Consider the following 14,964-nt stretch of genomic DNA (forward strand, 5'->3'; position numbering starts at 1 on the left):
TGCGCTTGCAGGCCGTCTAAGTCGAGGGATAGCAATGATTTCAGAGTGGGAAATGGTGGCGCGCCTGATATTGGCCGCTTTGTTGGGCAGTTTGATTGGTTTGCAACGCGAACACCTGTTTTGGACCGCAGGCTTGCGCACGCACATGCTGGTTGCGACCGGCGCGTGCCTGTTCATGATTGTCTCGGCATTCGGCTTTGAGCAGGCGTTGACTCAGGCTGGGACCCGGTTGGACCCCTCACGGATTGCGGCGCAGATCGTCACGGGTATCGGTTTTCTCGGCGCCGGTTCAATCATGATGCGCGGCGAAGTGATCAAAGGCCTGACTACGGCGGCCAGCCTGTGGGCCGTGGCCGCTATCGGCATGTCCATCGGGGGCGGTTTGTATGTGCTGGGCGTGGCGGCGACGGTATTGATTCTGATCATACTGATTGCCATCGGCCCCATTGAGCATCGTTACCGTGACTGGATAAAAGTGCATGTCATCAAATTGGTCGCACCGATTGGCGTGTTGAACCGCCAGAGCCTGACAGATTTCCTCGGCGATGAAGCGGGGCGCCTCAAACAAGTGATTGTTGAGCAAGGCCCGGACATGGGCAGCGAAAGCGTGACCGTGGAGTTTAAAAGAACCAGTCGGCTTGAAACAGCCGAGCTGTTGAAGCGGATATTGACGATTCCCGACGTCAGGGAGGAACAGGCACCGCATTGATTGCAGCGCATCTGATCAACTACAGGTCGGATTCACACAAAAACGTCATCCTTGCATCTGGTCGAATGATCCTCAACGGCCCGCCCAAACGGCGGCTTTTGAAGTTCGATCATCGACCAGGGTAAATGACATGCAGATGCCGAAAACCATCCAGATCAAGAACGGCGAAAAAGTCACTCCGACGTTCTCGGCCCAGGAATACGCCAACCGCCAGGCCAAGCTGCGCGCTTACATGGCGCAGAACGACATTGATGCCGCCGTTTTCACCTCGTACCACAACCTCAACTACTACAGCGATTTCCTCTACTGCTCGTTTGGACGCAACTACGCGCTGGTGGTCACTCAGGACAGCGCCGTGACCATCACCGCCAATATCGACGGTGGTCAGCCTTGGCGCCGGACCATGGGCACCGACAACATCGTCTACACCGACTGGCAGCGCGATAACTTCTTTGTGGCCATCCAGCAGGCGCTGCCCAAGGCCGGGCGCATCGGCATCGAGTATGACCATATCAACCTGCTCAATCGCGACAAGCTCGCCAGCCGTTACCCGCAGGCTGAACTGGTGGACATTGGCGCGCCGTGCATGCGCATGCGCATGATCAAGTCCGCTGAGGAGCACGCGATAATTCGCCACGGCGCTCGCATTGCCGACATCGGCGGCGCAGCCATCGTTGAAGCCCTGCGCGATCAGGTGCCGGAATACGAAGTGGCCCTGCATGCGACCCAGGCGATGGTGCGCGAGATTGCCCGCACTTTCCCGGACTCGGAACTGATGGACACCTGGACCTGGTTTCAATCCGGGATCAATACCGACGGTGCCCATAACCCGGTGACCACGCGCAAGGTCAACAAGGGCGACATTCTGAGCCTCAACTGTTTCCCGATGATCGCCGGGTACTACACAGCGCTGGAGCGCACGCTGTTTCTGGATCACTGCTCCGACGATCATCTGCGCCTTTGGGAAGTCAACGTCAAGGTGCATGAGGCCGGGCTCAAACTGATCAAACCCGGCATGCGTTGCTCAGACATTGCCTTGCAGCTCAACGAAATTTTCCTTGAACACGACTTGCTGCAATACCGCACCTTTGGCTACGGCCATTCATTCGGCACTCTGAGTCATTACTATGGCCGCGAAGCCGGACTGGAACTGCGCGAAGACATCGACACCGTGCTGGAACCGGGGATGGTGGTGTCCATCGAGCCGATGATCATGATCCCCGAAGGACGGCCGGGGGCGGGCGGGTATCGCGAGCACGACATCCTGATCGTCAATGAACAGGGCGGTGAAAACATCACTCACTTCCCGTATGGTCCGCAGCACAACATCATCAAGCAATAAACCTGCAAGAGGTGTGGGCGCGTTAACCGCGCCTGTCACCTTCTGCCGTCGAACACCCACGCATGCGCCCCCAGACAGCGCAGCGTTTTTGACCCTTTACCCCTGCCAACAAGAACACAATGAGGGTATTTGTCATGTCCCATGTCCTGACGTTGCTTGGTGTTTCCCCATCCTCCACACCCGCTTGTGGAGGTGCTCAATGAGTATTCCCAGCCTGGCCTTGCCCCTGACTGCAGCCCAGCAGACGGAACGCCTGAGTGAACGCAAAGCCTTGCGCCGCGCAGCCACCGCCAGCTTTATGGGTAACTTTGTCGAGTGGTTCGATTACGCCGCTTACGGTTATCTGGCCACCGTGATTGCACTGACCTTCTTCCCCCAAACGGACGCCACCACGGGCTTGATGGCCACGTTTGCCGTGTTTGCCCTGTCGTTTATCGTGCGCCCGGTTGGTGGATTGATCTGGGGGCATTTTGGCGACAAATACGGGCGGCGCAGCGCTTTGTCCTGGTCGATCCTGATCATGACCGTTTCGACCTTTTGCATCGGTATCCTGCCGGGCTACAACCTGATCGGTCTGTGGGCCCCGGCACTTTTACTGGTGATCCGAATGGTGCAAGGCTTTTCGGCCTCGGGTGAATACGCCGGGGCTTCGGCGTTTCTGGCCGAATACGCGCCTGATGGCAAACGCGGTTTTTACACCAGCATCGTGCCCGCGAGTACGGCGGCCGGTCTGCTGTTTGGCGCGCTGTTTGTGGCCTGCATGCACGCCATGATGACCAGCGAAAACCTTCACGACTGGGGCTGGCGGCTGCCCTTTCTGTTGGCTGCACCTTTCGGGCTGGTGGGGCGTTATATCCGCATGAGCTTGCAGGATTCGCCCAAATTCCTGGAGATGGAAAAGCGTCTGGAAGCCAAGGAGTGCGCCACCCACGCGCCGGTTCGTGAGTTGCTCACCGTGCATCGCCGGGCCGTCACCATCGGTATTGGCGTCACCTGCTTGAATGCGGTGGCCTTTTACTTGCTGCTCAGCTACATGCCGACCTATTTGTCGACCGAGATGGGCATGAGTGAAGGCGATTCATTTATTGCATCCACGGTGTCACTGGCGACCTACATCGGCCTGATCTTCCTGATGGGCAAACTGTCTGACCGTTTTGGCCGCAAGACCATGCTGGTGATGGCTTGCGTGCTGTTTTTGCTGCTGACCTTCCCGCTGTTCGGCATGCTCGGCAACCCGTCGCTGGTGGTCATCCTGATGATCCAGATTGCCTTTGGCGCGATTCTGGCGATGAACGACGGCACCTTGCCGTGTTTTCTGGCTGAGATATTCCCCACGCGCGTGCGTTTCAGCGGTTTTGCCTTCAGCTTCAACGTCGCCAATGCTGTATTCGGCGGCACCGCGCCGTTTATTGCCACCTGGTTGATTCATATGACCGGCAACAAAATGGCCCCGGCCTGGTATCTGTTGGCGGCTGCTGCGGTTGCGTTGGTCGCCATGCTGGCCAGTCGTGAAACCGCGCACAAAGCCTTGCAGGATTGACTGAGTGGCTGTAGTCGCTGACGAGGAACGAAGGCTGCGATCGGTTTGGGTCTATATCCATTGCTGTGGTAATGGCCACTCAAGGTTGCGGCCTTACGCCGCGTTACTTTGAGAAGCGCAAAGTAACCAAACGCTCTTGCCCCTACCACTCGGTGCCTCGCTTTGGCTCGGCATGCCCTCACACAGGCATTGCTCCGTAGGCCGCCGCGATCGGCCATCCATGGCCGTGTCGCGGCTAACCCGGCGTCCTGCCGGGTTGCCTACTGCGCACTACCTGTGTTCGGCCAGCGTGGTTTAAGGGGGCGCCTCAGATCAAAAGCTAAAGCAAGATCAAAAGCTCGCCGCCACACGTTGACCTGTAGCCGCTGCCGAAGGCTGCGATCGAGCGCGAAGCGTTCGCACGATGGGGCACCTCGGTGTGTCAGGTTTACGACGGCTGCGCCGCCGATCGCAGCCTTCGTTCCTTGTCAGCGACTACAACGTATGAAACGTGCTTGCCTCAATGCAACGCCACCTGTTTACGCTCGCCAATCGGCGAAACTCCGAACAACCGGCTGTAGCATTTGGAAAAATGCGCTGCCGACACAAAACCGCAGGCGAGGGCGATGTCCCGCACCTGTGACTCACTGCGCAACAGCAGGCTACGGGCACGAGCCAGACGCAGCTCCAAGTAATACTGACTGGGCGTACGCTGCAAATGCTTGTGAAACAGACGCTCCAGCTGGCGCACCGACACCTCGTTCAAGCGCGCCAGATCCTCCAGACTAACCGGCTCTTCAAGATTGGCCTCCATAATGGCCACCACCTGACTCAGCTTGGGCTGTGACGTGCCGAGCTTCTGGCGCAAGGGCACGCGCTGTTGTTCCTGAGCACTGCGTGGGCGATCACACAGCAGCAGCTCGGCCGCATGCGCGGCAATCTCCCGGCCGCCGGGTTCACGGGCGATCAACTGCAAGGTCATGTCCATCGACGCCACCCCGCCCGAACAGGTGTAACGGTCGCGGTCCAATTCAAACAACTGGTTGGAAATAATGATCCCCGGGAAGTGATCCTTGAGGGTTTCGATGTCTTCCCAATGAATGGTGCAACGATAGCCCTTGAGCAACCCCGCCCGCGCGAGCCAGTAACTGCCGGTGCAAATGCCGCCCAGCGCGACCTGTTCGTGGGCCAGTTTGCGTAACCAGTTGAGGGTAGGGCGGCTGCTGAGGTGTGAAACGATCGGGTTTGAACCCACGACCAATAAAATGTCCAGTTTTGGTGCATCACCCACCGCGTAATCGGGCAGGATGCGCATGCCATTACTGGCCGTAACCGGATTGAGGTCCGGGCCGATGATGACAGTGCGAAACATTTCCCGGCGGGCCGCCATATTGGCCATGCGCAGGGTTTCGATGGCCGAGGCAAAACCGATGGTGGTGAAGTTTGGTATCACCAAAAAGCCGACGGTTTTAACGGTGGGTGCTTTGTACGATGACGCTGTAACAGCTGTTGCCATCCTTACAGTCCTCTTTACGGTCCTGGACGCGTCTGGCGTCGGAGTCGCGCGGGACTGGGCAGACCAGCCCCCACGTTATGGGCCGTAAAGAAGCATTTGTTGTGCCAGCGCTGCGAAGCGGTTTATTCAGGTAAATAACGGTCGCTGACATAACCGGAATAATCGGCCAAAACGCTTTCAATTTTGCCTTGGTCTTTTAAAAACAAAGCTGTCTGAGCAATATCTTTCGCGGTGCCACCGCCCAACAAGGCTGGGGTTTTTTGTTCGGCCGCAGAAGGAAAGTGCGCGCCTTTGAGCAATTCAGGAATGTCGGCGGCATTGGCACCCGTGAGGGCGGCAATTTTTTGTACCGGTTCCGAGTCAGCGGTCCAGCTGGCCTGATGGGCGTTGTAATCGGCGATGGCCTCAAGGCTGACCCGGGTAAAGGCTTTGAGCGCCTCGGGGTGCTTGTCGGCAAAGTCCTTGCGCGCGACCCAGACTTCAAAGGTTGGCGCACCCCATTCGCTGACCTGGCCAGCGTCCGTGAGAATTTTGCCGGTTTTGCGGATTTCACCCAACGCCGGTGACCAGGTAAACGCCCCGTCAATATCGCCACGTTTCCAGGCCGCAGTGATTTGCGCCGGGCTGAGGTTAACCACCTTGACCTGTTGTGGCGTGAGGTTCCAATGCTTCAAGGCACCCAGCAAACTGTAGTGCGAAGTCGACACAAACGGCGTGGCAATGGTTTTGCCAATCAGGTCTTCAGGCTTGTCGATGCCGCTGCCGTTGCGAACTACCAACGCTTCCGAACCCTTGATTTGCGCTGTGACGATAAACGTTACCAAGGGCACGTTGCGCGACGTGGCGGCGGCGAAAGGGCTTGAGCCCAGATTGCCGATTTGCAGATCGCCGGAAGCCAACGCTGCGACCACCGCGGGGCCTGAATCAAAGCGGCGCCAGTCAATCTTTTCGCCCATCGCCTGTTCGTAGCGACCTTCAGCTTGCGCCAACTTGGTCGGGTCGATGCCCGTGATGTAGCCAATGGTTAAATCAGACGCCTGCGCGGCGAGACTGAACCCGAAGATGGAAAGGGCGATAAGCAATGCGCGAACGGACATGGGCTGGACCTTATTGGAAGAGACTAAGAGGGTCCGGTGATCCGGTGCAATGAATCTAAGTGCTTTAAATAAAAGGGGAAATACTCTTTTGGAACTAGCTTAAGCCATCTGCAGCGTGGCAGAGACTGGACAGCCCCGGCACAATCAACGCAGGCTCTGGCACAGAACCTGCGCTGTGCGCGTAACCCTTCCAAAAATGAGTGAGCAACCATGAGTGAGGCACACACCGGGCAGGCTAATGCGGCCGTCCGCGAGGCCGACGTTTTGATCATTGGCGGCGGGCTGAGCGGCACGCTGCTGGCCATGCAACTGCTGCGTCTACCGGGTGCCCGGTGCATCGTGGTGATTGAGCCAAGACCCGAGTTGGGACGCGGTGAGGCCTACAGTGCCACTGAACTGGGGCATACCCTGAACGGCAACGCCGCACGCATGAGCATCGAACCCGATGACGCGGATGATCTGACCCGCTGGTTACAGGCACATATCGCTGCCGGCGGCTGGCCCGAGTCGGATAAACAGTCGGTGCCGGTCGCCGAACTGTTCCCGCCGCGGGGTTTATTCGGTCTGTATGCCCAGCAACGGCTGGCCGAGGCGTTGGTTATCGGTGAGCGTGCGGGATCATCACTGACCCATGTGCGCGATGAAGTGATCGACCTGCACACCCTTGAGCACGGCGTCAATGTGATGCTCAAGGGGGGCAGCCAATGGCGAGCCACGTCGGTGGTGTTGGCCACGGGCATGTTCCCGGCCTCGCGCACCGCGCAACGGCAGTCCAGCGGGCTGAATGCGGCGGCACTTGATCCGTGGAATGTCGAGGCGCTGCGCGCACTGCCGGTTGACGCCCGGGTGCTGATCATCGGTTCCGGGCTGACCATGGTCGATGCCCTTGAATCGTTGAATCAGGCCGGGCATCGCGGCCCGATCGAGGTGTATTCGCGCCATGGCCTGCTGCCTCACGTGCGTCGTCAGCCGCCGGCATGGGAAGACTTTCTGACCTTGGCACCGCAGCTGCGCAGCCCGCTGCAATTGCTGCGCGAACTGCGTCGTCAATGCCGCGTGGCCCAAGCGCAGGGCATTGACTGGCAAGCCCCGCTGGACACCGTGCGCGTACACATTGCCAGGCTTTGGAGTCAGGCCAGTGATGCACAGCGCCGCCAATTCGTGCGTCATGTGCGGCCCTGGTGGGAGAGCCACCACCACCGCTCACCGCCGCAAGGGGATGCGCTGTTGCAGCGTCTGCTCAAACAAGGGCGGCTGAGCATTCGTGCGGCGTCCTTGCAAGCTGTTGACAGCAGCGGCGCACAGCCGCGCATTCGTCTGCGCCCCCGCGGACAGGCGCACAGCCTTTGGGTACAAGGCGACGGCCTGATCAACTCCACGGGCATCGAGTACGACTGGCGCCGGGTGGACAAACCCTTGCCCAGGCAATTGCTGCAACGCGGGTTGATCCAGCCTGGCAATCTGGACTTGGGGATTGCTGCGACCTCAGATGGTGCCGTACTCAACGCCGAGTGCGTGCCTGCCCAGCGACTGTTTGCCATGGGCCCGCCGTTACGCGGCCAGTGGTGGGAAAGCACAGCCGTGACCGACGTTGCGTCACAGGCCAAAGCGCTGGCACAGCGCTTAACAATCCTTAGGACATAACCCGTAGCAGTTGCCGAAGGCTACGTCCGGCGACGTAGTCGTCGTAAACCGGGGAGGCTCGTTTTTAACTTAAACACCGAGAGCTCTGATATACGACGGCTACGCCGCCGATCGCAGCCTCGCATTACTCGTCAGCTGCTACGTGACTCGCGCAGTTGATTAGCCCCCGCAGTAATCGGATAGCGATCCGCAGTAAACGGATAGTTGCGTCCCTGTTCATTCCCTACGCTGACGTTGCCTGAATAATAACAACGGAGGCCCTGGCCATGTCCCTGGGAATCGACTACTTGAATGCCATGCTTGAGGAAGACAAGGAGAAGGGCGTCCACCGCTGCAAGCGGGAGATGTTTACCGATCCGCGTCTTTTTGAACTCGAAATGACCCATATTTTCGAGGGTAACTGGCTCTATCTCGCTCACGAGAGCCAGATCCCCAACGTCAATGATTTTTTGACCACCACCATGGGCCGTCAGCCGATCTTTATCGCGCGCAACAAGGCCGGTGAACTTAACGCGTTTCTCAACGCTTGCAGCCATCGCGGCGCCATGATCTGCCGCCACAAGACCGGCAACCGCGCCAGCTATACCTGCCCGTTCCACGGCTGGACCTTCAACAACAGCGGCAAATTGCTCAAAGTCAAAGACCCGAGCGAAGCCGGCTACCCCGAAGGTTTCAACTGTGAAGGCTCCCACGACCTGACCAAAGTGGCGCGCTTTGAATCCTATCGCGGCTTTTTGTTCGGCAGCCTCAATCCCGATGTCAGCTCCCTGGCGGAACACTTGGGCGAGTCGGCCAAGATCATCGACATGATCGTTGACCAGTCCCCTGACGGTCTGGAGGTGCTGCGCGGTTCCAGCTCGTACATCTACGAAGGCAACTGGAAACTCACCGCCGAAAACGGTGCCGATGGCTACCATGTCAGTTCCGTGCACTGGAACTACGCCGCCACGCAAAATCAGCGCACGCTGCGCGAAGCCGGCGAAGAAATCAAAACCATGAGCGCCGGCAGTTGGGCCAAAAGTGGCGGTGGTTTTTACTCGTTTGACCATGGCCACCTGCTGCTCTGGACGCGCTGGGCCAACCCCCAGGACCGTCCGGCCTACGAGCGTCGTGACGAGCTGGCGCGCGACTTCGGCAAGGCCCGCGCCGACTGGATGATCGAGAACTCACGCAACCTGTGCCTGTACCCCAACGTCTACCTGATGGACCAGTTCAGCTCGCAGATTCGCATCGCCCGGCCGATCTCGGTGAACAAAACCGAAATCACCATTTACTGCATTGCCCCCAAAGGCGAGAGCAGCGAGGCGCGGACCAAGCGCATTCGCCAGTACGAAGACTTCTTCAATGTCAGCGGCATGGCCACCCCGGATGATCTGGAAGAGTTCCGCTCGTGCCAGACCGGTTATGGCGCTGGCCGTGGCTGGAACGACATGTCCCGCGGCGCAGAACACTGGATCGAAGGCGCCGATGCGGCCGCCGAAGAAATCGACCTTAAACCGCTGTTGTCCGGTGTGCGCACCGAAGACGAAGGGCTGTTTGTGCTGCAACACAAGTATTGGCAGGAGACCATGCTCAAAGCCGTCGCTGCCGAGCCGACGCTGATCCCTGTGGAGGCCGTGTGATGACCGACACTTACAGCATCGTGCGGGACTTTCTGTACCGCGAAGCGCGCCATCTGGACGACGCGCAATGGGATCAATGGCTGGAACTGTACAGCGCCGATGCCAGCTTCTGGATGCCAGCGTGGGATGATAACGACACCCTGACCGAAGACCCGCAAAGCGAAATCTCGCTGATCTGGTACGGCAACCGGGGCGGCCTTGAAGACCGCGTGTTCCGCATCAAGACCGAGCGCTCCAGCGCCACCATGCCCGACACCCGCACCTCGCACAATTTAAGCAACATCGAGATCGTCGAGCAGGCCGAAGGGCTGTGCCACGTGCGTTTCAACTGGCACACCCTGAGCTTTCGCTACAAGACCACTGACAGCTACTTCGGCACCAGCTTCTACACCCTCGACATGCGTGGCTCGCAGCCACTGATCAAGGCCAAGAAAGTGGTGCTGAAAAACGACTACGTGCGTCAAGTCATCGACATCTATCACATCTGATCAACGCGCGGCGAGTGACGCTGGGCGCCTGCGGGCGCGGCGGGCTTGGCCGTGCGTGCGAGGTACATCATGAGCTTTAACATCGCACTCAATTTTGAAGACGGCGTCACCCGTTTTATCGAAGCCACAGGCCAGGAAACCGTTGCCGACGCCGCGTACCGCCAGGGCATCAACATTCCGCTGGACTGCCGCGACGGCGCGTGCGGCACCTGCAAGTGCTTTGCCGAAGCCGGGCAATACGACCTGGGCGATGAATTTATCGAAGACGCCCTCAGCGATGACGAAGTGCAGCAGGGCTACGTCCTGACCTGCCAGATGCGCGCCGCCAGCGATTGCGTATTGCGTGTGCCAGCCTCCTCGGCGCTGTGCAAAACCCAACAGGCCAGCTTCCAAGCGACCATCAGCGACCTGCGCCAACTCTCCGAAAGCACCATTGCGCTGTCGATCAAGGGCGAGTCCCTGAGCCGTCTGGCGTTCTTGCCGGGGCAGTACGTCAACCTGCACGTGCCGGGCAGCGAGCAGACCCGCGCTTACTCCTTCAGCACCCTGCAAAAGGACGGTGAAGTGAGTTTCCTGATTCGCAACGTACCGGGCGGCCTGATGAGCAGCTTTCTTACGGGGCTGGCCAAAACCGGCGACAGCATGACCTTGGCCGGGCCGCTGGGCAGTTTCTACCTGCGCCAGATACAGCGCCCGCTCTTGCTGCTGGCGGGCGGCACCGGTCTCGCGCCGTTTACGGCCATGCTCGAAAAAATCGCTGAGCAAGGCAGCGAGCATCCGGTGCACCTGATCTACGGCGTGACCAATGACCTGGATCTGGTCGAACTGGACCGCCTGCACGCCTTGAGTGCGCGTATTACCAACTTCAGCTTCAGCGCCTGCGTCGCCAACCCGCAAAGCCTGCACCCGCTCAAGGGCTATGTGACTCAGCATATCGAGCCTCAGCACCTCAATGAAGGCGACGTCGACGTCTACCTGTGCGGCCCGCCGCCGATGGTTGAAGCCGTCAGCCAGTACATCCGCGAGCAGGGCATCACCCCGGCGAACTTCTACTACGAGAAATTCGCGGCTGCCGCGGCCTGATCCCTGATTAAGCGAGGTTGTAATGAACCGATTCGACAACAAAGTCGCGCTGGTCACTGGCGCCGCTCAAGGCATTGGCCGTCGTGTTTGCGAACGCCTGCTGGGCGAGGGCGGCCAGGTGATTGCGGTTGACCGCTCCGAGCTGGTACACGAATTGAAAGGGCCGGGCGTGCTGACCTTGACGGCAGATCTGGAGCTTTACACCGACTGCGCCCGCGTCATGGCCTCTGCCGTGTCCACTTTTGGCCGCCTCGACATCCTGATCAACAACGTGGGCGGCACCATCTGGGCCAAACCGTTCGAGCACTATCAAGTTGAAGAAATCGAAGCTGAAGTGCGTCGTTCGCTGTTCCCCACCCTGTGGTGCTGCCACGCGGCGCTGCCCTACATGCTCGATCAGGGGCAGGGCGCGATTGTGAATGTTTCTTCAATCGCCACCCGCAGCGTCAACCGCGTCCCATATGGCGCGGCCAAAGGCGGCGTGAATGCCCTGACCGCCTGCCTGGCGTTCGAGAACGCCGAGCGCGGCATTCGCGTCAACGCCACCGCACCGGGCGGTACCCAAGCACCGCCACGCCGCATCCCGCGCAATGGCGCTGAACAAAGTCCTGACGAGGCCGCGTGGTACCAGCAAATCGTCGACCAGACCCTGAGCAGCAGCCTGATGAAGCGCTACGGCACGTTGGACGAACAAGTCGGCGCGATCCTGTTTCTGGCCAGCGACGACGCCTCCTACATCACTGGCGTGACCTTGCCAGTGGGCGGCGGCGACCTCGGCTGAACCCTATAAAAATCATTGGAAAACACCCCATGAGCCACGCCCTGATTGAAAGCCTGACCACGATCATCGTCGACTTGCCCACCATCCGCCCGCACAAGCTGGCGATGCACACGATGCAAAAACAGACCTTGGTGATTCTGCGCCTGCGCTGCAGTGACGGCATCGAAGGCATCGGTGAAGCCACCACCATTGGCGGTCTGGCCTACGGTTATGAAAGCCCGGAAAGCATCAAAGCCAACATCGACGCGCACCTGGCGCCGATGCTGGTGGGCATGGCGGCGGACAACATCAACGCGGCCATGCAGGTACTCGACAAAATCGCCAAAGGCAACACCTTCGCCAAATCCGGCATCGAAAGCGCACTGCTCGACGCTCAGGGCAAGCGTCTGGGCTTGCCGGTCAGCGAACTGCTGGGCGGGCGCGTCCGCGACAGCCTGGAAGTGGCCTGGACACTGGCCAGCGGCGACACCGCCCGCGACATCGCCGAAGCCGAACAGATGCTCGACGTGCGCCGTCACCGCATCTTCAAATTGAAAATCGGTGCCAACCCGCTGGAGCAAGACCTCAAGCACGTGATCGCGATCAAAAAGGCCCTGGGTGACCGGGCCAGCGTGCGCGTAGACGTCAACCAGTATTGGGACGAGTCCCAAGCCATCCGAGGCTGCCAAGTGCTGGGCGACAACGGCATCGACCTGATTGAGCAACCGATCTCGCGGGTCAACCGCTCGGGGCAAGTGCGCCTGAACCAGCGCAGCCCGGCGGCGATCATGGCCGACGAATCCATCGAAAGCGTGGAAGACGCGTTCAGTTTGGCCGCTGACGGCGCCGCCAGCGTATTTGCCCTCAAAATCGCCAAAAACGGCGGCCCGCGCGCCGTACTGCGCACCGCACACATCGCCGAAGCGGCGGGCATCGCCTTGTATGGCGGCACCATGCTCGAAGGCTCAGTCGGCACCCTGGCGTCGGCCCATGCCTTTCTGACCCTCAAGCAACTGACCTGGGGCACCGAGCTGTTCGGTCCGTTGCTGTTGACCGCCGACATCATCACCGAGGCACCGCAGTACCGCGATTTTGAACTGCACATCCCGCGCACCCCGGGCCTTGGTCTGAGCATCGACGAAGAACGCCTGTCGCACTATCGCCGCCACTGATTCCACTTGCCCTGGACCTTCAAGGAGAACCGCATGCTTTTCCACGTAAAAATGACCGTCAACCTGCCGATCGACATGGACCCGGCCAAAGCCGCGGCCCTCAAGGCCGACGAAAAAGAACTGGCCCAGCGCCTGCAACGCGAAGGCACCTGGCGCCACCTGTGGCGTATTGCCGGGCATTACGCCAACTACAGCGTATTCGACGTCGCCAGCGTTGAAGCCCTGCACGACACCCTGATGCAACTGCCGTTGTTCCCCTACATGGACATCGAGATCAACGGGCTGTGCCGTCACCCGTCCTCGATCCACAGCGACGACCGGTAAAACCAACAGTTCCTTGCATAAAAACAAGATGAGGTGAACCCCATGACCGTGAAAATCTCCCACACCGATGTCATCCAGAGCTTCTTCAAAGAAGCCGCCGGCTTTGCCAATGACAGCGGCAGCACCCGCCTGAAAACCATCGTGCTGCGCGTGCTGCAAGACACCGCAAAAATCATCGAAGACCTCGACATCAGTGAAAACGAGTTCTGGAAAACGGTGGACTACCTCAACCGTCTGGGCGGTCGATCAGAAGCGGGATTACTGGTGGCGGGGCTGGGCATTGAACACTTCCTCGACCTTTTGCAAGACGCCAAAGACCAGCAGGTCGGCTTGACTGGCGGCACCCCGCGCACCATCGAAGGCCCGCTGTACGTGGCCGGCGCACCGCTGAGCGAAGGCGAAGCGCGCATGGACGACGGCAGCGAAGACGAAGTCGGCACGGTCATGTTCCTTGAGGGGCAAGTGTTCGACAGCTATGGCCAGCCCCTGCCGGGTGCCACCGTCGACCTGTGGCAGGCCAACACCCGAGGCACCTACTCTTTCTTCGACCCAAGCCAGAGCGAATACAACCTGCGCCGCCGCATCATCACCGACGCGCAGGGTCGATACCGTGCGCGCAGCATCGTGCCCTCTGGCTATGGTTGTGACCCTCAAGGCCCGACCCAGGAATGCCTGGACCAACTTGGCCGCCACGGCCAGCGCCCGGCCCACGTTCACTTCTTCATCAGCGCGCCGGGGCAACGTCACCTCACCACCCAAATCAACCTGTCGGGCGAGAAATACCTGTGGGACGACTTCGCCTACGCCACCCGAGATGGCTTGGTGGGCGAAGTCATCTTCCGCGAAGATGGCGCACGAGGCATAGAAGGGCGCTATGCCGAAATGACATTTGACTTTCAACTGCAACAAGCGGCGGACAGTGCGGCGGAGAACAGAAGCGACCGGCCGCGGGCGTTGCAGGCGTAATCGCGAGGTGCAGTTTGGGCCTGAAATTCGCGACCATGCCGGTGACGCAAATCCTGTAGTCGCTGTCGAGGAACGAAGGCTGCGATCGGCGGCAAACCGATGCATCAGGCCCCCCTTATTGTCGTGTTTTAACGCTCTACGACGATTGCATCGTCGAACGTAGCCTCGCACTACTCGTCAACTGCTACGGGCGGACAACATTCTTGTAGCAGCTGCCGAGCACCGCGAGGCTGCGATCGGCGGCGAAGCCGTCGTAAACCAGTCAATCCGATGCATCAGGCCGATCACAATGGTCGGGGGATTAAGCTCCAGATGAACCGCAGTCAATGAACTTACGATGAATCCATCCTCGACCGAGGCTTCGTTTTCTTGTCGCCTTGCCAGAGAAATTGGGTGGTTTTGCCGTCCATTTCTTTGGCGATGCGTCGGCCGAAGGCGTCGTAGCGGTAGGCGACGTCGCTGCCGTCGGCCAAGGTGATGCCGATCAGGCGGTGTTGGCTGTCGTAGCGGTAGTGGCGCACCAGTCGTTGGCCGGCGCCGCGTCGTTCGCGGATGAGGTTGCCAAAGGCGTCGTAGTCGAAGTGGCAATCACCTTGCATCAGCAGGCGGTTGCCGTCGGGCAGTTTGCAGTGGCTGAGCTGGCCGAGGGCGTCGTAGCGGTAGCGCAGGGTGGCCCAGCCTTGGTGTTCGGTGATGAGGCGGTCTTGCAGGTCGTATTCGTA

General features: G+C 59.7%; 13 protein-coding genes and 1 pseudogene. 11 read left to right on the forward strand and 3 right to left on the reverse strand.

The window, feature by feature from the left end:
- Positions 1 to 34: 34 nt before the first annotated feature.
- The 3 genes from GHN86_RS20435 (at position 35) to GHN86_RS20445 (ending at position 3,591) form a co-directional block, all read left to right on the forward strand.
- Complete coding sequence (locus tag GHN86_RS20435; RefSeq protein ID WP_153381802.1) at positions 35 to 709, forward strand: MgtC/SapB family protein; 675 nt, start codon at positions 35 to 37, stop codon at positions 707 to 709.
- Positions 710 to 839: 130 nt separating this feature from the next.
- Positions 840 to 2,051 carry a M24 family metallopeptidase gene (locus tag GHN86_RS20440; RefSeq protein WP_153381800.1) on the forward strand — a complete coding sequence of 404 codons (1,212 nt, stop codon included), beginning with the start codon at positions 840 to 842 and terminating at the stop codon, positions 2,049 to 2,051.
- Positions 2,052 to 2,250: 199 nt separating this feature from the next.
- Complete coding sequence (locus GHN86_RS20445; protein WP_153381798.1) at positions 2,251 to 3,591, forward strand: MFS transporter; 1,341 nt, start codon at positions 2,251 to 2,253, stop codon at positions 3,589 to 3,591.
- Positions 3,592 to 4,090: 499 nt separating this feature from the next.
- On the opposite strand, the gene GHN86_RS20450 is transcribed toward GHN86_RS20445, so the two are convergent.
- Together GHN86_RS20450 and tauA are read right to left on the reverse strand one after the other, a co-directional pair.
- Positions 4,091 to 5,086: a GlxA family transcriptional regulator gene (locus tag GHN86_RS20450; protein WP_153381796.1), complete on the reverse strand. Its 996-nt coding sequence runs from the start codon at positions 5,084 to 5,086 to the stop codon at positions 4,091 to 4,093.
- 122 nt (positions 5,087 to 5,208) lie between these two features.
- A complete protein-coding gene (tauA, locus tag GHN86_RS20455) occupies positions 5,209 to 6,183 on the reverse strand; it encodes a taurine ABC transporter substrate-binding protein (protein WP_153387214.1) in 975 nt (324 codons plus the stop codon).
- Positions 6,184 to 6,393: 210 nt separating this feature from the next.
- Here tauA and GHN86_RS20460 point away from each other — a divergent pair, with 210 nt between their 5' ends.
- The 8 genes from GHN86_RS20460 (at position 6,394) to catA (ending at position 14,242) form a co-directional block, all read left to right on the forward strand.
- Entirely contained in the window at positions 6,394 to 7,827 is a 1,434-nt protein-coding gene (locus GHN86_RS20460) for an FAD/NAD(P)-binding protein (protein ID WP_153381792.1), read from the forward strand.
- Between the two features lie 266 nt (positions 7,828 to 8,093).
- The gene (gene benA / locus GHN86_RS20465) at positions 8,094 to 9,449 is read left to right on the forward strand and encodes a benzoate 1,2-dioxygenase large subunit (RefSeq protein WP_153381790.1); all 1,356 of its coding nucleotides are present in this window, start codon (positions 8,094 to 8,096) and stop codon (positions 9,447 to 9,449) included.
- A complete protein-coding gene (gene benB, locus GHN86_RS20470) occupies positions 9,449 to 9,937 on the forward strand; it encodes a benzoate 1,2-dioxygenase small subunit (RefSeq protein ID WP_153387216.1) in 489 nt (162 codons plus the stop codon). The genes benA and benB overlap by 1 nt, the downstream gene beginning before the upstream one ends.
- Positions 9,938 to 10,006: 69 nt before the next feature.
- Positions 10,007 to 11,020, forward strand: coding sequence for a benzoate 1,2-dioxygenase electron transfer component BenC (benC, locus tag GHN86_RS20475; RefSeq protein WP_153381786.1), 1,014 nt, complete (start codon positions 10,007 to 10,009; stop codon positions 11,018 to 11,020).
- Between the two features lie 22 nt (positions 11,021 to 11,042).
- Positions 11,043 to 11,801 carry a 1,6-dihydroxycyclohexa-2,4-diene-1-carboxylate dehydrogenase gene (locus tag GHN86_RS20480; protein ID WP_153381784.1) on the forward strand — a complete coding sequence of 253 codons (759 nt, stop codon included), beginning with the start codon at positions 11,043 to 11,045 and terminating at the stop codon, positions 11,799 to 11,801.
- A gap of 29 nt (positions 11,802 to 11,830) precedes the next feature.
- Positions 11,831 to 12,952, forward strand: a complete 1,122-nt coding sequence (locus GHN86_RS20485; RefSeq protein WP_153381782.1) for a muconate cycloisomerase family protein — start codon at positions 11,831 to 11,833, stop codon at positions 12,950 to 12,952.
- Positions 12,953 to 12,985: 33 nt separating this feature from the next.
- On the forward strand, positions 12,986 to 13,276 hold the full coding sequence (catC, locus tag GHN86_RS20490) for a muconolactone Delta-isomerase (RefSeq protein WP_153381780.1): 291 nt from the start codon (positions 12,986 to 12,988) through the stop codon (positions 13,274 to 13,276).
- A 42-nt stretch (positions 13,277 to 13,318) separates the two neighbouring features.
- Complete coding sequence (gene catA, locus GHN86_RS20495) at positions 13,319 to 14,242, forward strand: catechol 1,2-dioxygenase (protein ID WP_153381778.1); 924 nt, start codon at positions 13,319 to 13,321, stop codon at positions 14,240 to 14,242.
- 332 nt (positions 14,243 to 14,574) lie between these two features.
- Here catA and GHN86_RS20500 read toward each other — a convergent pair.
- Positions 14,575 to 14,964 (reverse strand): annotated as a pseudogene (locus GHN86_RS20500) (RHS repeat domain-containing protein); the annotation flags it as partial.

This window comes from Pseudomonas helleri (assembly GCF_009600315.1).
In the GTDB taxonomy this organism is placed as follows: Bacteria; Pseudomonadota; Gammaproteobacteria; order Pseudomonadales; family Pseudomonadaceae; genus Aquipseudomonas; species Aquipseudomonas helleri_A.

Bases quoted from the DNA above. Each gene is read 5' to 3' on its own strand.
- GHN86_RS20435 (WP_153381802.1), top strand. From the start codon at position 35: ATGATTTCAGAGTGGGAAATGGTGGCGCGCCTGATATTGGCCGCTTTG.
- GHN86_RS20440 (WP_153381800.1), top strand. From the start codon at position 840: ATGCAGATGCCGAAAACCATCCAGATCAAGAACGGCGAAAAAGTCACT.
- GHN86_RS20445 (WP_153381798.1), top strand. From the start codon at position 2,251: ATGAGTATTCCCAGCCTGGCCTTGCCCCTGACTGCAGCCCAGCAGACG.
- GHN86_RS20450 (WP_153381796.1), bottom strand. From the start codon at position 5,086: ATGGCAACAGCTGTTACAGCGTCATCGTACAAAGCACCCACCGTTAAA.
- tauA (WP_153387214.1), bottom strand. From the start codon at position 6,183: ATGTCCGTTCGCGCATTGCTTATCGCCCTTTCCATCTTCGGGTTCAGT.
- GHN86_RS20460 (WP_153381792.1), top strand. From the start codon at position 6,394: ATGAGTGAGGCACACACCGGGCAGGCTAATGCGGCCGTCCGCGAGGCC.
- benA (WP_153381790.1), top strand. From the start codon at position 8,094: ATGTCCCTGGGAATCGACTACTTGAATGCCATGCTTGAGGAAGACAAG.
- benB (WP_153387216.1), top strand. From the start codon at position 9,449: ATGACCGACACTTACAGCATCGTGCGGGACTTTCTGTACCGCGAAGCG.
- benC (WP_153381786.1), top strand. From the start codon at position 10,007: ATGAGCTTTAACATCGCACTCAATTTTGAAGACGGCGTCACCCGTTTT.
- GHN86_RS20480 (WP_153381784.1), top strand. From the start codon at position 11,043: ATGAACCGATTCGACAACAAAGTCGCGCTGGTCACTGGCGCCGCTCAA.
- GHN86_RS20485 (WP_153381782.1), top strand. From the start codon at position 11,831: ATGAGCCACGCCCTGATTGAAAGCCTGACCACGATCATCGTCGACTTG.
- catC (WP_153381780.1), top strand. From the start codon at position 12,986: ATGCTTTTCCACGTAAAAATGACCGTCAACCTGCCGATCGACATGGAC.
- catA (WP_153381778.1), top strand. From the start codon at position 13,319: ATGACCGTGAAAATCTCCCACACCGATGTCATCCAGAGCTTCTTCAAA.